Origin of the sequence: uncultured Thermosynechococcus sp. (genome assembly GCF_937958135.1) — a bacterium.
In the GTDB taxonomy this organism is placed as follows: domain Bacteria; phylum Cyanobacteriota; class Cyanobacteriia; order Thermosynechococcales; family Thermosynechococcaceae; genus Thermosynechococcus.
In genome coordinates this window covers 1-25,607 of record NZ_CALGOG010000024.1, presented here as the reverse complement: position 1 = coordinate 25,607, position 25,607 = coordinate 1, and the positions used below count along the sequence as shown (strand labels likewise).

General features: G+C 55.0%; 29 protein-coding genes and 1 other RNA gene. 19 read left to right on the top strand and 11 right to left on the bottom strand.

Features of this window, described 5'->3' with window-relative positions; genetic code table 11:
- Positions 1–47 precede the first annotated feature (47 nt).
- The 8 genes from proB to Q0711_RS03425 all read left to right on the top strand — a co-directional run bounded on the left by proB (position 48) and on the right by Q0711_RS03425 (position 7,668).
- The gene (gene proB / locus Q0711_RS03460; RefSeq protein ID WP_299041600.1) at positions 48–1,157 is read left to right on the top strand and encodes a glutamate 5-kinase; all 1,110 of its coding nucleotides are present in this window, start codon (positions 48–50) and stop codon (positions 1,155–1,157) included.
- A 166-nt stretch (positions 1,158–1,323) separates the two neighbouring features.
- Complete coding sequence (locus Q0711_RS03455; protein ID WP_298615828.1) at positions 1,324–2,331, top strand: GntR family transcriptional regulator; 1,008 nt, start codon at positions 1,324–1,326, stop codon at positions 2,329–2,331.
- A gap of 536 nt (positions 2,332–2,867) precedes the next feature.
- Positions 2,868–3,620 carry an RNA methyltransferase gene (locus Q0711_RS03450; protein ID WP_298617849.1) on the top strand — a complete coding sequence of 251 codons (753 nt, stop codon included), beginning with the start codon at positions 2,868–2,870 and terminating at the stop codon, positions 3,618–3,620.
- A 5-nt stretch (positions 3,621–3,625) separates the two neighbouring features.
- Positions 3,626–4,684, top strand: a complete 1,059-nt coding sequence (locus Q0711_RS03445) for a serine hydrolase (protein WP_299041597.1) — start codon at positions 3,626–3,628, stop codon at positions 4,682–4,684.
- On the top strand, positions 4,685–5,455 hold the full coding sequence (locus Q0711_RS03440; RefSeq protein ID WP_298615834.1) for an ABC transporter ATP-binding protein: 771 nt from the start codon (positions 4,685–4,687) through the stop codon (positions 5,453–5,455).
- The gene (locus Q0711_RS03435) at positions 5,445–6,302 is read left to right on the top strand and encodes a DUF6671 family protein (protein WP_298615836.1); all 858 of its coding nucleotides are present in this window, start codon (positions 5,445–5,447) and stop codon (positions 6,300–6,302) included. The genes Q0711_RS03440 and Q0711_RS03435 overlap by 11 nt, the downstream gene beginning before the upstream one ends.
- A 100-nt stretch (positions 6,303–6,402) precedes the next feature.
- Complete coding sequence (locus Q0711_RS03430) at positions 6,403–6,723, top strand: hypothetical protein (RefSeq protein WP_298615838.1); 321 nt, start codon at positions 6,403–6,405, stop codon at positions 6,721–6,723.
- A gap of 12 nt (positions 6,724–6,735) precedes the next feature.
- A complete protein-coding gene (locus Q0711_RS03425; protein ID WP_298615840.1) occupies positions 6,736–7,668 on the top strand; it encodes an NAD(P)H-dependent glycerol-3-phosphate dehydrogenase in 933 nt (310 codons plus the stop codon).
- Here Q0711_RS03425 and Q0711_RS03420 read toward each other — a convergent pair.
- On the bottom strand, positions 7,646–8,176 hold the full coding sequence (locus Q0711_RS03420; protein WP_298615843.1) for a DUF4880 domain-containing protein: 531 nt from the start codon (positions 8,174–8,176) through the stop codon (positions 7,646–7,648). The two genes, Q0711_RS03425 and Q0711_RS03420, sit on opposite strands and share 23 nt — an antisense overlap.
- Before the next feature lie 41 nt (positions 8,177–8,217).
- The gene (locus Q0711_RS03415) at positions 8,218–8,883 is read right to left on the bottom strand and encodes a sigma-70 family RNA polymerase sigma factor (RefSeq protein WP_298615845.1); all 666 of its coding nucleotides are present in this window, start codon (positions 8,881–8,883) and stop codon (positions 8,218–8,220) included.
- A gap of 251 nt (positions 8,884–9,134) precedes the next feature.
- Between Q0711_RS03415 and Q0711_RS03410 the strand changes: the two genes are divergently transcribed.
- Entirely contained in the window at positions 9,135–10,013 is an 879-nt protein-coding gene (locus Q0711_RS03410; RefSeq protein WP_298615853.1) for a phosphatidate cytidylyltransferase, read from the top strand.
- Between the two features lie 64 nt (positions 10,014–10,077).
- On the opposite strand, the gene ald is transcribed toward Q0711_RS03410, so the two are convergent.
- From ald to Q0711_RS03380, 6 genes are all read right to left on the bottom strand, one after another.
- Entirely contained in the window at positions 10,078–11,169 is a 1,092-nt protein-coding gene (ald, locus tag Q0711_RS03405; protein ID WP_298615847.1) for an alanine dehydrogenase, read from the bottom strand.
- A gap of 7 nt (positions 11,170–11,176) precedes the next feature.
- Positions 11,177–12,031 carry a prephenate dehydratase gene (pheA, locus tag Q0711_RS03400; protein WP_298615849.1) on the bottom strand — a complete coding sequence of 285 codons (855 nt, stop codon included), beginning with the start codon at positions 12,029–12,031 and terminating at the stop codon, positions 11,177–11,179.
- A gap of 61 nt (positions 12,032–12,092) precedes the next feature.
- Positions 12,093–12,457, bottom strand: an RNA gene (rnpB, locus tag Q0711_RS03395) — RNase P RNA component class A.
- Positions 12,458–12,464: 7 nt separating this feature from the next.
- A complete protein-coding gene (locus tag Q0711_RS03390; protein ID WP_299041591.1) occupies positions 12,465–12,695 on the bottom strand; it encodes a hypothetical protein in 231 nt (76 codons plus the stop codon).
- Between the two features lie 44 nt (positions 12,696–12,739).
- Positions 12,740–13,213 carry a peroxiredoxin gene (locus tag Q0711_RS03385; RefSeq protein WP_298616943.1) on the bottom strand — a complete coding sequence of 158 codons (474 nt, stop codon included), beginning with the start codon at positions 13,211–13,213 and terminating at the stop codon, positions 12,740–12,742.
- 6 nt (positions 13,214–13,219) lie between these two features.
- Positions 13,220–13,597 (bottom strand): DUF2996 domain-containing protein, encoded by a 378-nt coding sequence (locus Q0711_RS03380; protein ID WP_298616944.1) that lies wholly within the window; start codon positions 13,595–13,597, stop codon positions 13,220–13,222.
- A gap of 61 nt (positions 13,598–13,658) precedes the next feature.
- On the opposite strand from Q0711_RS03380, the gene rimI reads away from it, so the two are divergent.
- From rimI to aroC, 6 genes are all read left to right on the top strand, one after another.
- A complete protein-coding gene (gene rimI / locus Q0711_RS03375; protein ID WP_298616945.1) occupies positions 13,659–14,204 on the top strand; it encodes a ribosomal protein S18-alanine N-acetyltransferase in 546 nt (181 codons plus the stop codon).
- Between the two features lie 114 nt (positions 14,205–14,318).
- Complete coding sequence (locus Q0711_RS03370; protein ID WP_298612382.1) at positions 14,319–15,494, top strand: transaldolase; 1,176 nt, start codon at positions 14,319–14,321, stop codon at positions 15,492–15,494.
- A gap of 90 nt (positions 15,495–15,584) precedes the next feature.
- Positions 15,585–16,028 carry a ChuX/HutX family heme-like substrate-binding protein gene (locus tag Q0711_RS03365; protein ID WP_298612385.1) on the top strand — a complete coding sequence of 148 codons (444 nt, stop codon included), beginning with the start codon at positions 15,585–15,587 and terminating at the stop codon, positions 16,026–16,028.
- 6 nt (positions 16,029–16,034) lie between these two features.
- Positions 16,035–16,973, top strand: coding sequence for a TIGR01777 family oxidoreductase (locus Q0711_RS03360; RefSeq protein WP_298612388.1), 939 nt, complete (start codon positions 16,035–16,037; stop codon positions 16,971–16,973).
- Between the two features lie 11 nt (positions 16,974–16,984).
- On the top strand, positions 16,985–17,323 hold the full coding sequence (locus tag Q0711_RS03355; RefSeq protein WP_298612391.1) for an iron-sulfur cluster assembly accessory protein: 339 nt from the start codon (positions 16,985–16,987) through the stop codon (positions 17,321–17,323).
- A 14-nt stretch (positions 17,324–17,337) separates the two neighbouring features.
- Positions 17,338–18,429, top strand: coding sequence for a chorismate synthase (aroC, locus tag Q0711_RS03350; protein ID WP_298612394.1), 1,092 nt, complete (start codon positions 17,338–17,340; stop codon positions 18,427–18,429).
- On the opposite strand, the gene Q0711_RS03345 is transcribed toward aroC, so the two are convergent.
- Positions 18,426–19,148 carry a Bax inhibitor-1 family protein gene (locus Q0711_RS03345; RefSeq protein WP_298612397.1) on the bottom strand — a complete coding sequence of 241 codons (723 nt, stop codon included), beginning with the start codon at positions 19,146–19,148 and terminating at the stop codon, positions 18,426–18,428. The two genes, aroC and Q0711_RS03345, sit on opposite strands and share 4 nt — an antisense overlap.
- A gap of 77 nt (positions 19,149–19,225) precedes the next feature.
- Complete coding sequence (murI, locus tag Q0711_RS03340; protein WP_298616946.1) at positions 19,226–20,065, bottom strand: glutamate racemase; 840 nt, start codon at positions 20,063–20,065, stop codon at positions 19,226–19,228.
- Positions 20,066–20,436: 371 nt separating this feature from the next.
- Here murI and alr point away from each other — a divergent pair, with 371 nt between their 5' ends.
- The 4 genes from alr (at position 20,437) to rfbC (ending at position 24,474) form a co-directional block, all read left to right on the top strand.
- On the top strand, positions 20,437–21,588 hold the full coding sequence (gene alr, locus Q0711_RS03335) for an alanine racemase (protein WP_298612403.1): 1,152 nt from the start codon (positions 20,437–20,439) through the stop codon (positions 21,586–21,588).
- A gap of 381 nt (positions 21,589–21,969) precedes the next feature.
- Positions 21,970–23,049 (top strand): dTDP-glucose 4,6-dehydratase, encoded by a 1,080-nt coding sequence (gene rfbB / locus Q0711_RS03330; protein WP_298612406.1) that lies wholly within the window; start codon positions 21,970–21,972, stop codon positions 23,047–23,049.
- Complete coding sequence (gene rfbA / locus Q0711_RS03325; protein WP_299041587.1) at positions 23,046–23,957, top strand: glucose-1-phosphate thymidylyltransferase RfbA; 912 nt, start codon at positions 23,046–23,048, stop codon at positions 23,955–23,957. Before rfbB ends, rfbA begins: the two co-directional genes overlap by 4 nt.
- Positions 23,926–24,474 (top strand): dTDP-4-dehydrorhamnose 3,5-epimerase, encoded by a 549-nt coding sequence (rfbC, locus tag Q0711_RS03320; protein WP_298976810.1) that lies wholly within the window; start codon positions 23,926–23,928, stop codon positions 24,472–24,474. Before rfbA ends, rfbC begins: the two co-directional genes overlap by 32 nt.
- A 74-nt stretch (positions 24,475–24,548) precedes the next feature.
- Here rfbC and psbD read toward each other — a convergent pair.
- Positions 24,549–25,607: photosystem II D2 protein (photosystem q(a) protein) (gene psbD / locus Q0711_RS03315; RefSeq protein ID WP_298617504.1), on the bottom strand; the 1,059-nt coding region annotated here is incomplete at its 5' end.

Here is a 25,607-nt window from a genome sequence, read left to right as displayed (position 1 = left end):
TTGCTCCTCATCCTATACCCACAAGACAACCTGCGTTCCCACTCCCCATGGCACAAACACTGGTCGTCAAAATTGGCACATCGAGCTTAACGGGGGGCAAAGAAGGGAATCTGGCCTTGGCTACCATTGCCCAATTAGTGGAGGTCTTGTGTCATTGTCAACGGCGGGGCGATCGCGTGGTGCTCGTCTCCTCCGGGGCCGTAGGTGTGGGTGCCGTGCGCTTGGGCCTGAGCGAGCGTCCCCAACAATTAGCCCAAAAGCAGGCGGTAGCAGCCGTAGGTCAAGGACACTTGATGCGCATGTATGACGACCTCTTTTCAGTGCTCCACCAGCCCATTGCCCAGATCCTCGTCACACGGCAAAACTTTGTGGATCGCCAAAGTTACTTGAATATCTACAACACCTTTCAAGCGCTTTTTGAGCTAGGGGTGATCCCCATCGTCAATGAAAACGATACCGTGGCGGTGGATGAACTCAAGTTTGGCGACAACGATACCCTCTCAGCCCTTGTGGCTAGCCTTGTGGAGGCTGACTGGCTCTTTTTGCTTACAGATGTCGATCGCCTGTACTCAGCAGATCCGCGCATTGATAAGACAGCCGTTCCCATTGAGCGGGTGGTCTCCTTAGCCGAGTTAACCCAAACGATTCAAATTGGGGCTGCCGGCTCCCCTTGGGGCACCGGGGGCATGACGACAAAAATTCGAGCCGCGGAGATTGCCACAGAAGCCGGGGTGCGCACTGTCATTACCGATGGGCGATCGCCCACTAACCTTCTCAAAATCCTTGCGGGTGAACCCATAGGCACCCACTTTGAACCCCGTCCCAAAACCCTCAATGCCCGCAAACGCTGGATTGCCCGTGCCCTCGTTCCCAAAGGCGAGTTGTGGCTGGATGACGGCGCTGTAAAAGCCATTACCATTGGCGGTAAATCTCTTTTGGCCGCCGGCATTACCCGGGTTGAAGGGGAGTTTCAAGCCCAAGATGCCGTCAAGCTCTGTGATCCCACAGGAACCGAAATTGCCCGTGGCCTCGTCAACTACAGCAGTGAAGAGATTCGCCGCGTGCAGGGGCAACAGTCCACAGAATTAGCCAACATCCTTGGCTATGCGGGTGCCGATACAATTGTCCATCGCGACAACTTGGTGGTGACCCTGTGACAGCGCCCTATTATCAAGCACAGGACAATAGGGAACCGGTGCGGTAAAATTACTCACTAACCGTGACGATTTATGCAGCGATTGGGGGTAGGTTTTGCATCTGGCATAGCCACACCAAGGAGAGCGTATCCCCCAAGGACAGTCTCTGATTGGCAAAAGAAAAGCTATGGTTCAATTCCACATCCAACCGGATAGCGAAATTCCTGCTTCGACTCAGCTCTTTAATCAAATTAGTTTTGCGATCGCTGCACGGCAGTTTCCCCCCGGCTATCGCTTGCCCAGTACGCGGCAGCTTGCCATGCAAACCGGTCTGCACCGCAACACCATCAGCAAAGTTTACGAACGCCTTGAAGCCGCTGGTTTAGTCGTGCCCCAAGTGGGGTCTGGTATCTATGTGCGCGCCCTCGGCCAAGAGGAAACCCGTCCCCGCCAACGCCGACCCGCCGTTGTCCCTGTCCACCGCATTGTCCAAGAAAGTGTGGATACCCTTCTGGAAATGGGCTATTCCCTCAGTCAAATTCGGGAGTTATTCCTCGCTGAACTCGATGCCCGCCAGAAAGCCGGGGTGAGAATCTTGGTAACCGTGCCCCGCCACGATCAAGGGGCTGGCGAACTAATTGTTCAAGAACTGCAACAACTGCTGCCGATTCCTGTAGAATTGGTCTTTCTTGAAGACTTGGAAACCGTCCTTGAGGGGGATACCTCTGCAACCGTCGTTACCGTGCGCTATTTTGCCAGCATGACGGAAGCAATCACGCGCGATAAGGACGTGCGGGTATTTTTCATCGACATCTACAACTACCAGCGGGAACTGGAAGTGGTACAGCAATTGCCGAAAGGCTCCTGCTTGGGGTTGGTCAGCCTGAGTTCCGGTACCCTTGGTGTTGCTGAAGTCATGATCCACAGTTTGCGGGGCGATGAACTCCTCGTGGTCACAGCCCAAGCCAACGATAGCTATAAGCTCAATGCTCTTGTCCACCGTGCCCACACAATCATTAGCGATCGCGCCAGTGGGGAACGGGTTAAAGCAGCCATTGCGGCAGCTCGCCATGAATTGATTCGCATTCCCCGTCTCATTTGCTGCGAAAGCTACATTGATCCCCAGTCAGTGGAACTCCTGAAGCGGGAAATTGGCCTGACGGAGGATTCTCCCCTCGAAGCCAAGGCCTCTTGACTCAGGGAGTGAGATCATTCAGGCTATAGTACGAGTGCAGGGGTATTGCCTGATGTCTTGCTTGATTGTGCATTTCATCCAGTTGTAGGTTCGTAAGATAACCTACGCCGGCAGCTAAAGCGCAGTACAGCAGACCGACAGCACTTAGCTTAGGCCAATGCAAGCTTATAAGACGCCACATGGGTTAACTCCTTCAAGACCACACCATCAAACCAGACCCCCTACCCTTTTTCATCAAGAGGGAACACGATTAAATTCGTCGAAGTCTCCAAGAGAATCGTGGAAATTTATCCCTAGGAAATCCGCCCTGAACTTCCTAGGCTAAGGCAGTAGGGGTTACTTCTCAAAAATTAGCTTTAATTTTAATGATGGCGCTAAGAATTGCGCTGCCAATGTTGCATTTTCTAAACCATTGTTAAAAATTTTAGAAGTGCGGCAAAGGCTCTAATTCTCAAGGCTTGAGAAGAAGCCAGAAAGTCTTCTAAAATTATCTAGAAAAGGTTAATTATTTTTTTGTTTTGACTCAGCAGACAAGCGTGGATACTCTGCCGTCGGTGCGCATTGTCCTCGTTGAACCCCAAGGGGAAATCAATGTCGGCAGCATTGCCCGTGTGATGAAAAATATGGGACTACAGCAGTTGTGGATTGTCCGTCCCCGCTGTGATCCCAAGGGAGAGTTAGCCCAGCGCTGGGCGGTTCATGGAGAGGATGTGCTTCAGCAAGCTGAGATTACGGATTCCCTCACGACAGCTCTGGCCGATTGTCAGCGGGTTTTTGCCACAGTAGGACGAGAGGTGGCAGATTTAGCGTTACCCCTTTGGCCTCCCCGTCAGGCAGCGCCTCAACTCTTGGCCGTGCCTCAGTCGGCACTGGTATTTGGGCGTGAGGATCGGGGACTGACGAATGCGGAATTAGAGTGCACCCAGGGTTTAGTGCAAATCCCTACGGCCAATGCCTATCCATCTTTGAATCTGGCGCAAGCTGTGGCCGTATGCTGCTATGAGTTGTGGTTAACGGCCTGCGACAGGGGAGGAACTTTTCCCCAAGGGTCTGCCGTCCCCTTTGAGCGCCTGGAGGGGTTTTATGAGCATTTAGAGCGGGTGTTGCTCCGCATTGGTTTTTTGCATCCCCATACGGCTGCCAGTCGCATGGCCAAGGTGCGTGCACTCCTGGGGCGCGCCTACCCCACGGATGCCGAAGTGGCGCTGTTGCGGGGCATGGTTCATCAGGTGGAGTGGGCGATTCAGCACGCAGCCACGATCTCTTCGGACACCTTTCCTTTAGGGTAAATGGCATGGTTGCTCAGTCTCGTTCAATGGTTCGGTCTTCCGGTCTTTCCTCCCTGCCGCATCCAGCAACGCCCCCCACTTCTAGCACGACACCGCCCCGTCCCAATCTGTTTTTAATGACTTTGCGCTTCGGGGTCAGTGTGGTGGCTCTTGCTGCAACGGTAGGAACGCTGCTGTCTGTATTGCAGCCTCAGGCATTATCCCCACAGACAACTGCCGGTCAGGCGATCGCTCCCGAAACGCCAACGCCCAACCTACCTCCGGAACGTCCCCTCACAACCCTACAACGGCAAATTCAGCAACTGGTGACCCGTCAACCCAATCTGACAGCGGGGCTGTACTTTTTTAACCTAGATTCCGGCGCCTCCCTCAATGTAAGTGGGGATCAGGTCTTTCCGGCGGCATCTACGATTAAATTTCCCATCCTTGTGGCGTTTTTCAAGGCGGTGGACGAGGGACGAGTCACGCTCCATGAACGCCTGACGATGCGCCCCGATCTCATTGCCCCTGAGGCCGGTACATTGCAATACCAAAAGCCAAATTCCCAGTATCCCGTCCTTGAGGTGGCAGAGTTAATGGTTACCATTAGCGATAACACAGCCACGAATATGATCATTGATCGCCTGGGAGGCGCAGCTGTGCTCAACCAGCAGTTTCGGGAATGGGGGTTGGAAAACACGGTGATCCACAATCCGCTACCGGATATGCAGGGCACGAACACCACCAGCCCCCGCGATTTGGCCACCCTGATGCTAAAAATTGCTCAAGGGGAGATTGTCTCGCCCCGTAGTCGCGATCGCCTGCTGGATATGATGCGGCGCACGGTCACCAAGACCCTCTTGCCTGCGGGTTTGGGTAAAGGGGCCACCATTGCCCACAAAACCGGAGATATTGGTATTGTGGTGGGGGATGCAGGGATGGTGGATATGCCCAATGGTCAGCGCTATGTGGCGGCAATGATGGTGAAACGCCCCTACAATGATCCCCGAGGCAGTGAACTCATTCGCCAAGTCTCCCGCATGGTCTACCAAGCCTTTGAGAAACTGCCGCCAACCCACCCCTAGATGTCACAGCCACTCCTGACTCTAGAGAATGTGTGCCGCTACTTCGGCGGCCTCAAGGCCGTTGAGCGGGTCTCCTTTAGCGTCGAAAGGGGCGAAATTTTCGGCATTATTGGCCCCAATGGTGCCGGTAAAACGACGCTGTTTAACCTGCTGACGGGGTTAATTCCTCTCACCGCAGGGCAAATTCAGTTTCAGCAGCAGCCCCTCCACCAGCTCAAACCCCACCAGATTGCCGCATTGGGCATTGCCCGCACTTTTCAAAATATCCGCCTCTTTCCAGAGCTAAGTGTTTGGGAGAATGTGCGCCTAGGCCAGCATCTCCATGCCCCTGCCAGTTTCTGGGCAAACCTCTGGGGAGCACCGCCTGTACGTCGTGCGCAGGAGCGCTTGGAGAACCGCGCCAAGGAACTTCTCCACTGGGTAAATCTCTATGAACGTCGCCACGAGCGAGCGGGCAATTTGCCCTATGGTGAACAACGCCGCCTTGAACTGGCCCGTGCCTTGGCACTGCAACCCCGACTGCTGTTGTTAGATGAACCGGCAGCGGGTATGAATCCCAAGGAAAAGCAAGACCTCTGTGAGTTAATTCGCCGCCTCAAGGAGACCTTTGAACTGACGGTGATTCTCATTGAGCACCATGTGCCTTTAGTAATGAGTTTGTGCGATCGCCTAGCGGTTCTAGATTTTGGTCAACTGATTGCCCTGGGGGATCCCCTCAGTGTTAAAAACGATCCTAGGGTGATTGAGGCCTACTTGGGCGGTGAAGTTTAGACCCACCGATGCCTATTTTCAAGGACGCACGGCAATTCTTGCCACCAAGCACGGCAAAGAACAGGTAATTGCTCCTGCTCTGGCTTCCTTAGGGGTAAGCGTGATTGTGGCGCCAGACTTTGATAGCGATCGCTTTGGCACCTTTAGCCGTGAAATTCCCCGGACGGGTACCCAAGAGGAGGCGGCGCTTGCCAAGGCAGAAGCGGTGCTCGCGCAAATGGATGCAGACTTAGTCCTTGCCAGTGAAGGGAGCTTTGGCCCCCATCCGCAATTTCCGCTGCTGCCGAGCGATCGCGAACTGATTCTCCTTGTGGATCGCCGCCATGACCTTGTCTTGCGGGGGGAGGTGCTCTCCCTGGAAACGAACTTTAACCATGCCACCGTGAGTGATCTTGAAGAGGCCTTGGCCTTTGGGGCACGGGTGGGCTTTCCAGAGCATGGTTTGATTGCCATGGCGCAGGCTAATCCGCCCCCCAATACGCCAATTTTCAAAGGGATGCAAAGCGAGGAACAGTTGCAAAGGGCGATCGCCACCCTGCAAGCCTACAGCCCCAGAATCCACCTAGAAACTGACATGCGTGCCCACATGAACCCCACACGGATGCAGGTGATTGCTCAAGCTGCTGCTCAGCTCGTTCAAGCCATGGCTCAGGGCTGTCCGCAGTGTGGTTGGCCGGGGTTTGTGGCCTGCGAGAAACTGCCGGGGCTACCCTGTGGGCTATGTGGGGCACCCACCGGCGCCATCAAAGCCAACCGCTATCGCTGTCAACGCTGTTTGTATGAACAAGTAGTCCCTGTGACGGCAACTGTCGCCGATCCCAGTCAGTGCTACTTCTGCAATCCTTAGGCAAAGACTTGGTATAATTTCCTGTACAGCCCTTTTCACTGCGGCACCGATTGGGCCATCCTATCGTCTGCATTCCTAGCGCAATTTTGAGGAGTGACCCATGACACCTCGCCACCTGAGCGGTCTTGCCCTTGCTGCACTAACTCTCAATTTGGGAAGTATAGCCCTTGCCCAGCCTGCAAGCCCCAATAACCCCCTGGAGGGCTGGCAACAAAACGGCAATGCCAATGATCTAGGCACCATTCTCAATCCCCAGAATGGCAATTTTTCTCTGCCGGGATTGATGAATCGGCTGCGTTTGATGGATGGTCGCGATCCCAACGAAGTGGTCGCAGATCAAATGGAAAATCTCAATGCGCAAGCAGAGGCCTTTCGCAAACGGCAGCAGCAACAATTCCAAAATTTAACGGTTACCCCCTAGGATGGGGATGGTATGTCCCCAAGGGTATTGATTTTGGGCCTGGGTCATTGGGGACAGACACTGGCATACCTATTCGAGCAACAGGGCTGCACGGTTTCCTGTTGGGGGCGATCGCAAGGCCCACTTTCGGCTGCGCTTTTCCAAGATATTCAGTTAATGGTTTCGGCTCTCCCCATCAAAGCGGTGCGGGAAGTTGCTACTCAAGTTGCCGCTCTTCACCCCCCCTTGGGCATCATCTTTGTCAGTGCCACCAAGGGTCTAGAAGCTGAAACCTTTGCCACGGCGGCGGATATTTGGCAAACTTACTGTCCGCATCACGATCTGGTTGTGCTTTCGGGACCCAACTTGGCGGCTGAAATTCAGCAGGGACTCCCGGCAGCAGCAGTAGTGGGGGGGCATTCAGTAGCTACCAAGCAAGTGCAGGACTGGTTAGGTAGTACCACGTTTCGCCTCTACAGCAATGAGGATCGGCGGGGCGTTGAAATGGGGGGCATCTTCAAAAATGTGATTGCGATCGCCTGTGGCGTCAATGATGGTCTCGGTCTTGGCGTCAATGCCCGCTCTGCCCTGATTACCCGAGGACTCGTAGAAATGGTGCGGGTGGGGACTCACTGGGGCGGACAAGTGGAAACCTTCTACGGTCTTTCTGGGTTAGGGGATCTCCTTGCCACCTGCACCAGTGCCCTCAGTCGCAATTATCAAGTGGGGTGGCACCTTGCCCAGGGGAAATCTCTCTCCCAGGCTCTAGCCTTGACAAAAGGCACTGCCGAAGGGGTAAACACTGCATGGGTTCTGTGCACCTATGCCCAACAACACCGGTTAGAGGTTCCCATTACTACCATGGTGAACGCGGTTCTTGCTGGCAATCTCACGCCCCAAGCAGCTCTCAATTGTCTTTTAGAGCGTCCCTTCAAGCCGGAGATTATTCCTGGCTTGGGGGGTTAGTCGTTGATTCTGCCTGGGGTTCTGGCAGCACCGCAGGAGCCGTTTCACTCACCGGAATAGCTACGGGGGGACGGTCGAGACTGAGCATCAAACCCACTGCTGTTGGCTCAATCGGTAAAGGAGATGGTGCCGGCTCAAGACGGGCAGGGCTAGTAACAGCCACAGGCAGACTAGGGAAGGGATTGGGAATGAGACCTGTAAGCATTGCCACAAGGGATGCAGCTAGTGTTGCCCCAGCACTCCCTAAGACCCAAATACGACGGGGGCGATTGGCCTTAGCAATTACTTGGGCCGCCAACTGATCCGCCGGACAGGGGGTCAGGGGTACGGGCAGCTCTTGCATCTGCTGTTTGAGAGTCAGGAGTCGCTGGTAGAGGCGTTGTCCTGCGGGGTCGGTGGCGAGCCATGCTTCCACCTGCTGCCGTTCTGCCGCCGTCACTTCACCATCAAGGTAGGCGCTCAAGAGTTCAAAGGTATCGTGTTTGCAGGGATCAAGTTCGTCCATCATAGGGGGTTGTCCGTGGAGGAAAAGGGTAGGCGTGATTCGCATTAGGCTGAGGGGAGATCGAGGTGAGGTTGTAGTTCTAGTTGGAGTCGCTGGCGGGCGCGGGCAATTCGCGATTTCACGGTGCCGAGGGAAACTCCGGTGATTTGGGCAATTTCTTCGTAGGAGAGGCCTTCAATCTCCCGAAGTACAATGGTTGTCCGAAAGGCTTCTGGTAAGTTGGCGATCGCCCGCCGTAATTGATCATAGAATTCATCCGTGCGCAGCCGGTCGTCGGGACTGGTATCACTGGTGGCAAGTTCCCAATTCATTTCACCCTCTTGGGTTTTCAAGGGCGCATCCAGGGAAAGGGGCGGTTGATGGCGTTTGCGTTTGCGCAACTCATCGTAAAACAAGTTGGTGGCAATGCGACTGAGCCAACCTCGAAATTTGCTGGCATCTTGCAATTTGTGAATATTGCGATAGACCCGAATCCAGACTTCTTGGACAAGATCGGCGCGATCCTCCCAGTCGGGAGCAAGATGATAGATAATTCGCTCCACATGGGATTGGTATCGTCGCAGCAGTTCAGTAAAAGCAGCACGATCTGGGGTTCTGCCGGCTTGACAGCGAATAACCAACTCTTGGGGTGTAAGTTTTGTCAGCGGCAGCGTCACCCGAGCACTGATCTCCTCAACACGCGTCCAAGGAAGGGGAAGACTGGATGTCATGGATACAATTGACCTCAGACCAATCGCTTTTCATGACGCCTTTGCCCCTCCGATGTTCCCTAATCCGTTATAGCTTGCCAAGGACAGGGCCATGCCTCCTGTTTTAGGGCAGACCTGTTAATATTCCCTTAACGTTGGTGAATTTAGATTAAGCTTTTTAATGTAGCGGCGATCGTTCCTTGGACGCTCTACGCAGACACTGAACGCGCAGCCCAATGTACCCCCCTTTCCTCATCACCGCCCCTACCACCATGCTCTGGATCCGCATTGCCAGTGGACTTGTCGCGATCGCCCTCGCGCTACTGATGACCGTGCTAGGGGGTTGGTATTTTTGTCTGGGCATTGGGGCACTGATTTATCTCGGTCAACTGGAATACTTTGAACTGGCTCGCGCTAAGGGGAGTGCGCCAGCGGCCAAAACCACCCTCGTAGTCAGTCAAGTACTTCTCATCACCTGTTTGTTGCGGCCAGATCTTGCGGATGCTGTATTTCCCGTGGCAGGTACTTTCATTTGCTTCTACTTGCTATTTCAACCCAAGCTGGCCTCGATTGCCGATATTTCCACCTCAATCATGGGGCTGTTTTACGGCGGCTATTTGCCAAGCTATTGGGTGCGTCTGCGGGGGCTAGAGCAACAGGCAACACTACCTTTGGGGGGATTTTGGCCAGAGCAGTTTCGGCTCACCGCTTTGCCCTTGGGGTTACAGATGACCCTCTTGGCCTTTGTTTGTATTTGGGCAGCGGACATTGGTGCCTATGCAGTTGGCAAGCTCTTTGGCCGCACCCGCCTTTCCCACATCAGTCCCAAGAAAACTGTGGAAGGGGCAGTGTTTGGCGTTCTAGGGAGTTTAGGGGTTGCCCTTTGGGGAGCACATTCCCTTGGCTGGCCACTGCCTTGGCTGTTGGGCGCCATCTTCGGCCTCATGATTGGCATTGCCAGCCTCCTGGGGGATTTAACAGAGTCAATGATGAAACGGGATGCCGGCGTCAAGGACTCTGGTCAACTGATTCCCGGCCATGGCGGCATTTTGGATCGCGCCGATAGCTACGTCTTTACAGCCCCCCTTGTGTTTTACTTTGTAACGTTGCTATTGCCGTTCTGTCATTCTTTTTGCAATTGTTTCCATTGAATCAGCTGAACACGAGATTCAGCACTTTTATTTTATTTTTCTGCGAAGGTGTTTGCAAAATTCCCTAGAGGTCTGGAAAGACAGCCCGCACGTCGGGATGAACCAGTTGGTAATCCTTGATAACGAGGCCTTTTGCTAGGGCAGGAATTGCTTCAAGGGCGCGATCGCCGGCATCGGCAAGGGCAAGGATATAGGGCAAGGTGCTATTCGTGAGGGCTTGGGTGGCCGTGCGCGGCACCGCCGCTGGCAGATTGGGTACACCGCAGTGAATCACCCCACAGGCGCTGTAAACCGGTCGTGAGTGGGTGGTGGGGCGAATCGTCTCTACACAGCCCCCCTGATCCACGGTGACATCCACAATCACCGCCCCCAGGGGCATGTCTGATACTGCCGACTCCGGAACTAAGCAGGGGGGTCGCTGCCCCGGCACCAAAACAGCGCCGATCACCAGATCGCTGAGGGGTACTAAATAAGCAATGAGTTCCGGCGTGCTATACAGGTACTCGACGCGGTCACCAAAGAGGGTTTCCAAATAGTAAAGCCGCTCCACATTGATATCCACGACAGTGACACGGGCGCCCAGTCCCACTGCCATGCGCACCGCTTCAGTGCCCACTACCCCTGCCCCTAACACCAAAACTCGCCCTGGTGCCACGCCCGGAATTCCTGCCAACAGCACACCCCGACCGCCCTGGGGACTCTCTAGAAAGCGAGCGCCAAACTGTACTGCCAGACGTCCGGCAATTTTGCTCATGGGCGTCAACAAGGGAAAATGGCGTTGGCCGTTTTGGGTTTCCTCTACGGCTTCGTAGGCAATGGCAGTCACGCCCGACTGCATGAGGGTCACCGTCAACTCGCGATTGGCGGCAAGGTGGAGGTAGGTAAACAACAGTTGACCGGGGCGCAGATAGCCATATTCAGGGGGCAGGGGTTCCTTGACCTTGATGACCAAATCAGCATCCCATGCAGCTTCTGCCGTTACCACCACTTTCGCTCCCGCCGCTTTGTAGTCTAGATCCTTAAAACCGGCACCTTCCCCAGCTCCCGCCTGAATTAGAATTTCATGGCCGCGCTCTCGTAACCTGTGCACTGCATCGGGGGTCAAGCCCACCCGCAATTCCTGATCTTTGATTTCCTTGGGGACACCGATACGCATGGTTAAGCTATTCTCCCAGGTCTAGAAACTGATAACTCCCAAAGACTTTCAATACATCCGTGGCTTCCTTGAGAGCCAAAAGGCAATCAACCACTACCTCAGGGCGACCATTCACCTCGAGGTCAACAAAAAACAGATAATCCCCCAAGGCTCGCTTGCTGGGGCGCGATTCAATGCGGCTGAGGTTTATCTGGCGATCGCTAAACAGTTGCAGCACCTTCAGCAAGGCTCCCGGCACATTGGCCTTGAGGCTAAAGGCAATGGAGGTGTGGGTATCCCCCTCCTTGGGCCAGCCTTCCCCCTGTTGGCGACTGACAACCCAAAAACGGGTGCAGTTGTCGGCAATATCCTGAATTTCTGTCGCCACAATGGGCAGTTGATGCAGTTGCGCCGCCCGCACGGAAGCAATTGCGCCCACCCGCGATGACTGGGCAACATAGTGCAGCCCTTCGGCAGTAGAGGTAACGGGGCACTGGCAGGCATGGGGGAGATGCGCCTGCAACCAGCGCTGACACTGACCGAGGGCTTGGGGATGGGAATAGACCGCTTCAATGTGGCCTAGCTCTTGAGTCTGGGCAACGAAGGCGTGGACTATGGGGCGGATAAAGGCGTGCTGAATGTGCAATGTATTCAGTCGCCACAGGGAATCGAGGGTAATGTTGACACTGCCCTCAACGGAATTTTCACTGGGCACTAGAGCCAAATCCAATTCTCCGGTCGCTAACGCCTCCAAGCAGCCGGCGATCGTCGTCAAGGGAATCAGGGTCACGGGTTTGCCCTGCCGGTGCTGCCATTGGGCGTAGCTTTGAGCGGCTTCTTCGCTGTAGGTGCCCACTGGGCCAAGATAACCCAGCTTCACCATAGAGGATCCAAACAGGGGGGGCAAAGACTCAAGGGCACATCCTCACAAGGGATTTTGAAAATGAATGAGTTAGACGTAAGCCGGGTTCTGTTCAAAGGGTGGTTATCTATCTGGGACACTTGTTACCAAGTGCCTCTAGCGGCTCTGGCTAGCAAAGAACTGGGAAAAAGACCAACCCTGGTTCCTTGGCGCTAGCACACCTTGCTTCCAGCCGGGGTTTACCGAGCCAACACCTCACGGTGTTGCTGGTGCGCTCTTACCGCACCGTTGCACCCTTGCCTGTGAGGTTTCCCTCCATCGGCGGTATATTTCTGTGGCACTATCCTCGCGGTCACCCGCACTGGGCGTTACCCAGCAAGCTTGGTCTTTCGGAAGCCCGGACTTTCCTCAGGAGGTGTTACCTCCCGCAACCACCGCGCTAACTCATTCTTTTTTATTGTACTAGGGGTGCTTGGGCAATGCTCCCTAGAAGTTGATGAAGCAAATCCGTCGCCCCCTGCAGCCGCGAAATCACGCCACTAACAGAGATAAAGGCACAGCGATCATCGGTATCGGCACCCCCCGGCAGTGGCAATGTCCGGCGGTAGTTTTGGCTCGGTTGGAGTTGCCCATCGGGCTTCAGGGCCTGCGCAAGGAGATGTGCCCCGCCTGGGGGAGGAGTCACGACTGCAATGTAATGCAGCTCTAGTTGCGATCGCTCCTCTTGTTTTAGGCAGTGGCACTGGCCAACTGGCGCAAAATCTTGAGAGCCTCATCCACATGGGCTTTGAAATTGAGCATGGAGTCAAACACGTAGCGCACCACCCCCTCTTTGTCAATGACATAGGTAATCCGTCCGGGAAGAAGGCCAAAGAGGGTAGAGGCGCCATACTGCTGGCGAACCTTATTGCCCGGATCACTGAGGATCAGAAAGGGCAATTGGTGGTTTTTCTGGAAGCCCTGCTGTCGCTCCACGGGGTCACCACTAATGCCAATGATTTCAGCCCCCAGTTCTTGGAAAACACTGTAGGCATCGCGGAAGGCACAGGCTTGAATCGTGCAGCCGGGGGTTTCTGAAGCGGGGTAAAAGTAGAGGACGACGTTCTTTTGACCCCGAAAATCGGAGAGCTTGACCTTGCGGCCGTCGCTAGCGGTCAGTTCAAAGTCCGGGGCGCGATCGCCCACTTGAATTGCTGTTCCCATCTTGGTCTAATTGCCTCCTAACCATTTTTGGCCGTTCAGGCGCTGCATCACGCCAAAGACCAGTAAATCCAGTGTTACCTTGCGTTCATCCCCCAAAAATGGCTCAATGGTGCTGGGGGCAATACCGCCACTGCTACAGACAAAGGCCTTTGGCCCTTGGATATCCCCCTCTAGGAAGTAGAGGCGAAATTGGTACATTCCCTTGCCCCACTCACCAATCACGGTATTCCCCTCTAGGCGTAGGGTGACCTCCCCTACTTTGCTGCTGAGGGCTTTCTCAAGAGCAGGTAAAAAGGCTTCGTTGATGAATTCAGCAAAAGGTTTCTCTTCAACGGCAGGGGGCTTTTCCTTTTTCGCGGGTTTGGTGGGGGTTTCTTCTGCCATGGTGCTGCGACACGGTACTATTTCCTTTGCATGATAGCACTCTCCCTTCCAGGCAATGGCAATGGGGCAATTAGAATTACGACGCCCAACGATGATGGATCTGAATGGCATCGTTCACCTAGATCAGGTGTGTTTGGGGGGCTTTTGGTCTGACCAAGAATACACCCGCGAATTAGAAAATCCACAGCACACGCTGTTGGTGGTGGCCAGCCCTGCGCAGGTGTGGGGGTGTGGCGTGAGCTGGGGCATTGCCGATGAATTGCACCTTGTGCTGTTAATGGTGCATCCGCAGTACCGACGGCGGGGGTTAGGGGGGTTACTGCTGTGTCGGCTGTTGCAACTGGGACATCGGGGGGGCGATCGCCGGTGGGCAACTTTGGAAGTGCGGGCCAGCAATGAAGCTGCGCAACGGCTCTATCAGCACTTTGGCTTTGAAGTGGTGGGGCGGCGTCCCCGTTACTACCAGAATCCCGAAGAGGATGCCCTAATTCTTTGGCGCAATCACCTCAATACGCCGCAAACGGCACAAGAACTGCAGCAGCAGTGGCAGTCCTGGCGATCGCGGGTAGAGACCCAAGGCTGGTCACTCATTGATCGCAGCTATTGATTACACCTAAATAGCCCACAGAGGAGATATGATATTGCGCTTTGTTACGCTGCTTTCCCCGACCCTTGGGCTGGCGAACGATAATGAAAGGGACATGTTTGGGAGACTTGTCCCATGAACTTGCTGGAACAGTTGCGACAAATGACCGTTGTGGTGGCAGACACCGGTGACATCCTCGCCATTGAAAAATTTACCCCCCGCGATGCCACCACGAATCCCTCGTTGATTACGGCCGCGGCCCAAATGAAGGAATACCAGCCCATTGTGAATGAAACCTTGCTCAAAGCCAAGGCGGATTTGGGGTCGGGTGCCACTCCCCGTGAGATTGTCTCCCTGGCGGCGGATCGCTTGGCGGTAGCCTTTGGCTTGAAAATTTTGCAGATTATTCCCGGCCGGGTCTCAACGGAAGTGGATGCGCGGCTCTCCTACGATACGGCGGGCACGGTGGAAAAGGCGCGGGACTTAATTGGCCAATACGAGGCGGCAGGGGTAGGGCGCGATCGCGTTCTGATTAAAATTGCCTCGACTTGGGAAGGTATTCGCGCTGCCGAAATTCTCGAAAAAGAGGGCATTCACTGCAATTTAACGCTGCTGTTTGGCTTTCACCAGGCGATCGCCTGCGCCGAGGCGGGCGTGACCCTCATCTCCCCCTTTGTCGGTCGCATCCTCGACTGGTACAAGAAAAAAACCGGTCGCGCCGAGTACCCTGCCCCTGAGGATCCGGGGGTGAGGTCTGTGACCAAAATCTACAATTACTACAAGAAATTCGGCTATCCCACGGAAGTCATGGGGGCCAGCTTCCGCAACATTGGCGAAATTATCGAACTGGCGGGCTGTGATCTGCTGACAATTTCACCCGCGCTCCTCCAAGAGTTGCAAAACACCGAGGGCGAACTCCAGCGCAAACTTGATCCAGCCATTGCCGCTACCCTTGACATTGAAAGGGTCTCTATGGATGAAACCACCTTCCGCCGGATGCATGCCGCCGACGAGATGGCCAGTGAAAAACTAGAGGAGGGTATTAAGGGCTTTACTAAGGCGCTGGAAACCCTTGAAGACTTGTTGGCACGGCGACTAGCCCGCCTTGAAGGCGCCGAAATCCTCACCCATGCGGCAGAAGAACTCTTCCATGTCTATGACCTCGATGGCGACGGCATCATTACCCGCGAAGAATGGCTGGGAAGCGATGCAGTGTTTGATGCCCTCGATGCCAATCACGATGGCAAAGTCACTCCAGAGGATATGGGTGCGGGTCTGGGGGTGGTGCTGCACTTGGCCAAGGCGAAATAGAGAGCGAACTCCCCAAGCTTGCATCGGCATCCGCTGTGCGCCACAGTGGAAGAAGCACGCATGGCTAATCCCCTAGCAACTCCACCAACTATGTCCGATACTTCTCTTTCCTTTCAGCAATTCCTCAGTGACTGTGAGCAACTGGGGCTACTGCGCCTTGTGGTCACCAATGAGGTGGCGGTTTTGGAGGTGCGATCGCCCCTCAGCAAGGTCTTTTATGCTGAACTGCCCAAGGGGCGCTATGCCAACATGCACACAGAGGACTTTGAGTTTCACCTGAATATGGATCAGGTGGCCAAAATCCGCTTTGAGGAGGGTCAGGCGAAGCGGGGCAATTTTCCCACCTATGCCATCCGCTTTCTCGATAGCAATGAAAAGTCCGTTCTCAGTGCCTTTTTGCAGTGGGGCAAACCCGGTGAATACGCCGCCGGTCAAGTGGCCGCTTGGCAGGCTCTGCGGGAACGCTACGGCACCGAGTGGCAACCGCTGGTGGCGGCTCTTGATTCAAAGACGTCCAGCGTAACCCATGGCTAGGAATCTATGAAGGTTGTTGTTACCGGTGCCACCGGCTTTGTTGGCCAGCAGGTGGTCAAAGCGTTGAGCGATCGCGGCGATCGAGTCGTTGCTTTAGTGCGCTCCCCTGCAAGGGCGGCTAAACAATTGGCAAGCGTTCCCCGTGTGGAGTGCATTGGCTATACCCCAAAAGCAGCGGGTGACTGGTTTGCTGCCCTAGAGGGCGCAGATGCCGTGATCAACCTCGCGGGCGAACCCCTAGCCAATGGTCGCTGGACACCTCAGCGCAAACAGGAGATCTACGAGAGTCGCGTGGTGGGGACGCGCCAACTGGTACAGGCGATCGCCCAATGTCAACAGCGGCCACAGGTATTGGTATCCACCTCGGCCATTGGCTACTACGGCACCAGTGAGACCGAAACATTTGTCGAAACCCATGCCGCGGGGACGGATTTTCTGGCCAAGGTCTGTGTGGACTGGGAAGCAGCGGCCCAAGGGGTGACAGACTTGGGGGTGCGCTTAGTGATCCTCCGTTTTGGCATTGTCTTGGGGGAGCAGGGGGCGCTGGCCAAGCTTCTGTTGCCCTTTCAGTTGTACCTCGGAGGGCCTCTGGGATCGGGTCAGCAGTGGTTTTCCTGGATTCATCAGCAGGACTTGGTGCGCCTCATTCTCACAGCCGTGGATGAATCGAAAATGCAGGGCGTTTACAATGCCACCGCCCCAGAGCCTCTGACGATGGCCGACTTTTGCCGTGTTTTAGGAGAGGTGATGCAACGCCCCTCGTGGTTACCGGTGCCCGCCCCCGCCCTTCAACTGCTGCTGGGGGAAGGTGCCGATGTGGTGCTCAAGGGGCAACGGGTCTTGCCGGAGCGGACACTGGCAATGGGATTTCAATTTGAGTACCCCAACGCCAAAGCAGCGCTCACCAACCTCCTCAAACCACGATATACTGGTGATTCCCGCTAGTTTTGTGCAAAATGGTGGAATTGACCCCCGCAGCCATTCAAGAGTTGGAACGTCTCCAGACCCACGGCATTAGTGGCGGCCGGGCAGCAATTCTGCGGATTCAGGTGCAACCCAGTGAGTGCGGTGACTGGCGCTATGATCTGGCCCTTGTGGCCGAGGCCGAGCCAACGGATTTACTCACCGAGTCCCAAGGCTGGAGGATCGCGATTGCTGCTAACGCTGCTGAGCTTTTACGGGGTTTGCGCGTAGATTACATTGAAGACTTAATGGGAGGGGCTTTTCGCTTCCACAATCCCAATGCCAGTCAAACCTGTGGCTGTGGTATGGCCTTTCGCGTGAGCGCATCGTAGATTCTAGGATCACTATGGGGAATACGTTTGGGCATCTATTTCGGGTCACCACGTTTGGTGAATCCCACGGGGGCGGTGTGGGGGTAGTGGTGGATGGCTGCCCTCCCCGCTTGGAACTGTCGGAGGCGGATATTCAAAAGGAACTGGATCGCCGCCGTCCTGGCCAAAGTCGCCTGACTACGCCTCGCCAAGAGAGCGATCGCTGTGAAATTCTCTCGGGGGTTTTTGAGGGCAAAACCCTCGGTACCCCCATTGCCGTTTTGGTGCGCAATAAGGATACCCGTCCCGAAGATTATGCCGAAATGGCCCAGGTCTATCGTCCTTCCCACGCCGATGCCACCTATGACGGCAAGTACGGGATTCGCAATTGGCAAGGGGGTGGGCGTGCCTCAGCGCGGGAAACCATTGGGCGGGTAGCTGCGGGGGCGATCGCCCGCAAAATTCTTGCTCAAGTCGCTGGCACCGAAATCATTGCCTACGTCAAGCGGGTCAAAGACATTGAAGCCGTCGTTGATCCCGATACCGTAGAAGCCGCTGCCGTTGAGGCCAATATCATGCGCTGTCCCGATGCCGTCACTGCCGAAAAGATGATTGCCCTGGTGGATGAAATTCGGCGGCAGGCAAACTCCATTGGCGGCGTTATTGAGTGTGTGGTGCGCAACGTGCCTGTCGGTCTAGGCTCCCCCGTCTTTGACAAGCTAGAAGCAGATCTGGCCAAGGGGGTCATGTCCCTGCCCGCCAGTAAGGGCTTTGAAATTGGCTCTGGCTTTGCGGGTACCCTGCTCACCGGTCAAGAGCACAACGACGAATTTTACACCGATGAACAGGGGCGAATTCGCACCCGCACCAATCGCTCCGGAGGAGTTCAGGGGGGGATTTCCAACGGTGAAAACATCATTTTGCGGGTGGCCTTTAAGCCCACGGCCACCATTGGTCAGGCTCAAAAAACGGTGAACCAGGCGGGCGAAGAAACAGTCTTAGCGGCAAAGGGGCGGCATGATCCCTGTGTTTTACCGCGAGCGGTGCCCATGGTGGAGGCAATGGTGGCTTTGGTTCTCTGTGACCATCTGCTTCGGGATCATGCCCAGTGTCACCTGCTGCTTTAGCGCTCCCGATTGAGGGCAATCAGTAACCGCAGGATAAAAATAAACAGGTTGATATAGGTCAGGTACATCGAAAGAGCAGCAGAGAGATACTGATCATCGCGGTACGTGCGGGGTAGGACAAAAAAGTCCACCACCGCAGCTCCTACAAAGAGCACCACGCCGATGCCAGAAATCGCGATTTCTAGAAACGTGGGCGTAAAGACGCCAAAGAAGCTAAAAACCAACTGGAGAACCAAGACCACCAAAAGCGCAATAATGCCCAGCTGTACCGTCTTGGCCAGGGCAAAGCCATCGCGCTCTGAGAGATTGGAGCCAATGGGACTGGCAGCCATAAACGTGATGCCACAGCCTGCGGCGGCAAGGACAATGCCCATAATGCCCACGGTACTGAGGGCAACATAAATCAATCCAGAGAGGGTATAGCCCGACAGCAAGCTGTAGGTGGCCAGTAGAGGCAGGGCTAACCCATTGTTCCCTTTGCGCGCGGCTCCCTGCGCCACAAAAAAGAGCACAAGTTCAGCAATAATGGCCACCACAAACGTGGGCATAAAAAGCTGGGGCGCAGCAGCCAGCACACCTAGACCGCCCCAACTACCCACCGCCGTCAGCAGAAGGCCGCCCCCCAAAAAGGGCAGGGCATTGCGAATGACATTGGGACCGATGATCGCGTGACTGCGCGCCTCACGAATCGCCTCTTGAAAGTTACTGGTACTACTCACGGGAATCCTCCAAGGGTGGTGAATAGAGAACAAGGCCCCAGGGCATAGTTCTATTGTGCCAAAATTCCCTAGGGTGCCTAACTGGCCGCAACCACGGAGATCTCTGGCTCAAGGGCGGTTTTCTCCAATGGCAGAGGGAGCTGAGTTAACAGACTCAAGGGCAAGTGTTCCACCGTGGGCAAGTATCCCAGCCATTGGCTGGCCAAGTGGGCAAAGTGTTCGGGTTTCCCACTGACATAGAATTGCACCTGGCCTTGGGGGCAGGGAGTGGCCAAATTCATAGCCTCTAATTTGTGCAATGCGGCACGGGCCACAGCATGGGCAGGATCAAGGTGATGTACCGTGGGCGGCAAGTACTGCTCGATCACATGGCGCAGGTGGGGGTAGTGGGTGCAACCGTAGATGAGAGTATCGGGGGCAAAGTCAGCTAAGGGAGCTAGGGTCTGCTGCACAATGCGATGGACGCGATCGCCCTCTAGGCAATTACTCTCCACAAGAGGGACAAACTCAGGGCAAGCCACTTGGGCGATCGCCACTGTTGGCGAGAGTTCCCGAAGCGCCCGCCCATAGGCACCGCTTTTGACGGTTGCGGGGGTGGCAATAACCCCAATGCGCTCTCCTAGGGTAACCGCCATCCTCGCCGCGGGGAGAATGAGACCAAGAATGGGAAAGGGAAATTCCCTGCGTACCTGACTCAAGGCCAGGGCTGAACTGGTGTTGCAGGCCATCACCGCCATCTTGATTCCGCGGCCGTACATCCACGTTAGAATTTCTCGCACATACTGGAGAATTTCACTGCGGCGGCGGGTGCCATAGGGTAGCCGTGCAGTATCCCCAAAGTAGAGAAATGCCTCTTGGGGTAAGAGCCTTTGCAGTGCCTGCAAAACCGTTAAGCCACCCACCCCACTGTCAAACACACCAATTGCTCCCAGAGGATTTAGCCCTAGGGATGTCTTGTGCCAGTTGTCCACTCGAACCTCGACCTCACACCAACAAAAATGACATTGCCCTATTAGAAAGAGGGCAACCACAGCCAATCTAGCGCTTTTTACAGGGATGGAACACGCTCAAAACCGTGAGAGCCACTGTGGGGAAGCAAGGCATCCCTTTGATGGACTCTAATGTCTTAGAAAAGGGCTGTAGTGACACTCTAGCAGGTTTTGCTAAGAACCGAATATTGACGCCAACGCTGAACATAGAGTGCTATACATTGAATCACAGAACACCCGTGGCTGTAGGGTTGGCTACCCCCTACTGGGGAGTTGATGGTGTGAGGACAGGAAAGACAATGCTCAGTCAGGAACAGCTCACCCGCTCCCATGAGTGTGAGCGCGCATGGATTGAAATTGATTTAGCGGCCTTGGCCGCCAACACCCAACATCTTCGCCAGTGGCTGGCACCGACCACGGAACTTTTAGCTGTAGTAAAAGCAGATGCCTATGGTCATGGCGCTGTAACCGTGGCTCAGACCGTTTTAGCCCACGGTGCGACTTGGCTCGGGGTGGCAACCATTCCCGAAGGGATTGCTCTACGGCAGGCGGGAATTACAGCGCCAATTTTGGTCTTGGGATCCGTCAATTTGCCCGTGCAGGTGCAGATGATGGCCGAGTGGCAACTCCAGCCCACCCTTTCTACACCCAAGCAAGCCCTGATTTTCTCTGATTACGCCGATCATCTACGGGAACCCCTCGATGTCCATTTGATGATTGACACGGGCATGTCTCGTTTGGGCTGTCCGTGGCAGGACGCAGTGAATTTTGTCCAATTTGTGCAGCGGTTACCCCACCTGCGGATCCAAGGCATTTACTCCCACTTTGCTAGTGCCGATGATCCTGACCCCAGTTTAATGTGGCAGCAGCAGGCCTATTTTGAGCAGGTGTGCCAAGACCTTGCCCGCCTTGGGTTGGGGTCGGTACGGCGTCACATGGCCAATTCGGCAGCCACTTTGGCCAACCGCAGTAGTCACTACGATATGGTGCGCATTGGTTTGAGCCTCTACGGCGTGTATCCTGCTCCCCATTTACGGGAGGTCGTGCCCCTGCGACCGGTGATGCAGGTGCGATCGCGCATTACCCTGTTGAAAGACATTCCCGCCCATACGGGCATTAGCTATGGTCACCAATTCATTGCCCCTAAACCGATGAAAATTGCCGTTGTTGGTATTGGCTACGCCGATGGGGTACCGCGCCTGCTTTCCAATAAGCTCGAAGTCCTCGTCCGGGGAAAACGGGTGCGCCAAGTGGGGGCAATTACGATGGATCAACTGATGATCGATGTTAGTGACCTTGATGGCTTGCAAGAAGGTGATGTCGTCACGCTCCTAGGTGAAGATGGCGAAGACTGCCTGACTGTGGAGACGTGGGCGAACACCCTCGGCACAATTACTTGGGAAATTCTCTGTGGTTTTAAGAACCGTCTGCCGCGTATTCCTGTCTCCTAGGACATTTTTTCCTCCTGAGAACCCAGCTTGCCACTGTCCTTAAACCAGCGGTGAGGGTGCTGAGCAAGAAAGTCCCGCATTAACTGCTGGCATTCCTTCAAGTTCAGTTGGCCTCCTCCCCAGCCCAAAGACCGGAGATTCCTGCGGTGGGTTTTGCTCCTCGTCTCTCCCTAGGCGCTACTTGCGGCATGTCCTGCCCTAGGCCGACTTGGCTATTATTGACAACGAGACCATCGTACGGCTGCACCGTCTGCGCTATGCGGCGAGGCTTGTCGCCCCCTTGGTCAATCTCGGCAGGCAAAACCTGAGTAAACGTCTTTTTTTTGAATCGTTGTCTAGTCTTGATATGATGCAAGCGAGAATCTGGGGGTGTCAATGCCCATGAGCAAGTTTTTGGTAACGGGTGGGGGTGGTTTTATCGGCGCCAACTTTGTGCGCTTAGCCCTCACGGAGGGTTGGGGGGCAGTACTCAACCTGGATAAAGTGACCTATGCCTGTCACCCCGGCACCTTGGCTATGTTGGAGCAACTGCCTAACTATCAATTTGTGAAGGGGGATGTGGGCGATCGCCCTCTTGTCCAAGAGCTATTGCAGGCCTTTCAGCCCGATGCCGTAATTCACTTTGCTGCCGAAAGTCATGTGGATCGCTCAATCAATAGTCCCCAAGACTTTATCCAAACAAATGTGGTCGGGACGGCAAATCTCCTAGAGGAAGTCAAAGCCTACTGGCAACGGTTACCTACAAGAACACAGGAGCAGTTTCGCTTCATTCATATTTCCACCGATGAAGTCTATGGCAGCCTTGGCCCTGAAGATCCCCCCTTTCGAGAAGACACCCCCTATGCTCCTAATAGTCCCTATGCCGCCTCAAAGGCGGCTTCGGATCACCTTGTGCGTGCCTACCACCACACCTACGGCCTGCCGACACTCACAACGAATTGCTCCAACAACTATGGCCCCTACCAGTTTCCCGAAAAACTGATTCCCCTGACGATCTGCCAAGCCCTGGCAGGGCAACCGCTACCCATTTATGGGGATGGTCAAAATGTGCGGGATTGGCTTTACGTTGAAGATCACTGCCGCGCTGTCTATACCGTCTGGCAAAGGGGTCAGGTGGGCGAAACCTACAATATTGGTGGCAATTGCGAAAAGCCTAACCTTGAGGTCGTGCAAACCCTCTGTGATCTCCTGCAAACCCTTGTGCCCCGGTCTGATCTGAATTACCGCAGCTTGATTACCTTTGTGAGCGATCGCCCTGGCCACGATCGCCGCTACGCCATTGATGCCCGCAAAATCCAGCGGGAACTGGGGTGGCAGCCCCAAGAAACCTTCAACACCGGCCTAGAAAAAACGGTGCGGTGGTATCTCGCTCACCCAGAGTGGGTTGAGGCGGCTCGCACTGCCGACTACAGTGCTTGGCTGGCAACTCACTATGGTCGTGTTCTCGCCCGTTGCCTATGAAGGGAATTATTCTAGCCGGCGGATCCGGCACGCGCCTCTATCCCCTGACACAGGTGGTTAGCAAACAGCTCATGCCCATCTACGACAAGCCAATGATTTACTATCCCCTCTCAATTCTGATGTTGGCGGGGATTCGGGAAATTCTCATTATTTCCACCCCAGAGCACCTCTATCTCTTTGAAAAGCTTCTAGGGGATGGTCACCAGTGGGGGCTTTCCCTTAGCTATTGCGTGCAACCCCAACCCAATGGCTTGGCGGAAGCATTTATCTTGGGGCGCGATTTTTTACAGGGGGAACCTGTGTGCCTTACCCTTGGGGATAATCTTCTCTACGGCCATGATCTCTCAGAGAAGTTGCAACGGGCAGCTCAACTTACGGAAGGGGCAATGATCTTCGGCTATCGGGTGGCCAATCCGCAGCAGTACGGCGTGATTGAGTTTGATGCCAGCGGTCGCGTTCTCGGTATTGAGGAAAAGCCAGCCGTCCCCAAATCCAACTATGCTGTGCCGGGAATTTATTTTTATGACCATCAAGTGTGCGATCTGGCGGCTCAGCTTCAACCGTCAGCACGGGGGGAACTGGAAATCACTGACCTCAATTGCCTCTACCTCGAAAAGGGGCAACTGCGGGTGGAATTGCTCGGACGTGGCTATGCGTGGCTGGATACGGGTACCCCTGATCTGCTGCAACAGGCCAGTAGCTTCATTCGCACTCTAGAGGAACGGCAAGGGGTCAAAATTGCCTGCCTAGAAGAAATTGCCCTGCATCAGGGCTACATTACCCCAGAGCAACTCTATGAACTAGCGCAACCCCTGCGCAAAAGTAGCTATGGCCAATATCTCTTGCAGGTATGGGCAGAAGTCACAGGAGGTATGCATGCTCAAAGTCCAACCGCTGGCCATTCCTGACCTCCTCCTTTTGGAACCCCCTGTCTTTCGCGATCAGCGGGGCTTTTTTTTAGAAAGCTTTAACCAACGGGTCTTTAGGGAGGCCACAGGTTTAGAAATTACCTTTGTCCAAGACAATCACTCCGCCTCTCGGCGAGGGGTTCTGCGGGGATTACACTATCAGCGCCAGCAGCCCCAAGGCAAACTCGTGCGGGTTTTGGAAGGGGAAGTTTTCGACGTAGTGGTTGATTTACGCCGCTCTTCCCCCACCTGTGGGCAATGGCTGGGGATTTGGCTGCGGGCTGAGACCTTCCAGCAACTGTGGATTCCTGCTGGCTTTGCCCACGGGTTTTGGGTGAAATCGCCAACCGCACAGGTACTCTACAAAACAACGGATTACTATAATCCGCAGGACGAATATACACTGCTGTGGAATGATCCGACCGTTGGCATTCGATGGCCAATTGAGGGTGAACCCCTCCTTTCTGTTAAAGATGCCCACGGTAAATCTTTTAAGGAGCTTCCCCTGTTTCCCTGAGCTGGCAGCACCCCATCAAAAATCCCTCCCCAATCGGAGAGGGATCTGCGGGGAAGAATAATTCCCTCTATCCCCTAGAGAGCGTTACCACGGGGGAGTACCTCTTCTGGGAAGACAAAGTTTTCATGGGGTTGGTCTTGGGGCGCCATCCAAGCACGGATGCCCTCGTTCAACAGCAGGTTCTTCGTGTAGAACGTCTCAAACTCAGGGTCCTCCGCTGCCCGAATCTCCTGCGAAATAAAGTCATAGGAGCGCAGGTTCAAGGCCAGACCCACCACACCGATGGAACTCATCCACAGCCCCGTCACGGGCACAAACAACATGAAAAAGTGCAGCCAGCGCTTGTTCGAGAAGGCAATCCCAAAAATTTGGCTCCAGAATCGGTTTGCCGTCACCATCGAGTAGGTCTCTTCCGCTTGGGTCGGTGTAAAGGCGCGGAAGGTGCTGGCTGAATCCCCGTCCTGAAAGAGGGTGTTCTCCACTGTGGCACCGTGGATGGCACACAGCAGCGCACCTCCGAGCACCCCCGCCACTCCCATCATGTGGAAGGGGTTCAACGTCCAGTTGTGGAACCCTTGGAAAAACAGCAGGAAGCGGAAGATGGCGGCCACCCCAAAGCTGGGGGCAAAAAACCAACTGGATTGCCCCAAGGGGTAGATGAGGAAGACGCTGACAAAGACGGCAATGGGGGCACTGAAGGCAATGGCGTTGTAGGGACGGACGCCCACCAAGCGGGCAATTTCAAACTGCCGCAGCATGAAGCCAATGAGACCAAAGGCGCCGTGGAAGGCAACAAAGGTCCACAGACCCCCCAGTTGGCACCAGCGGGTAAAGTCCCCTTGGGCTTCGGGCCCCCACAGCAGAAGCAAGGAGTGCCCCATGCTGTTGGCGGGGGTGGACACGGCAACGGTGAGGAAGTTGCAGCCTTCCAGGTAGCTGGAGGCCAGACCGTGGGTGTACCAGGAGGTCACAAAGGTGGTGCCGGTCAACCAGCCGCCGAGGGCAAGGTAGGCGCAGGGAAACAGGAGAATGCCTGACCAGCCGACAAAGACAAATCTGTCACGTTTGAGCCAGTCGTCGAGGATGTCGAACCATCCCCGCTCCGCTGGCGCTCGTCCAATCGCGATCGTCAT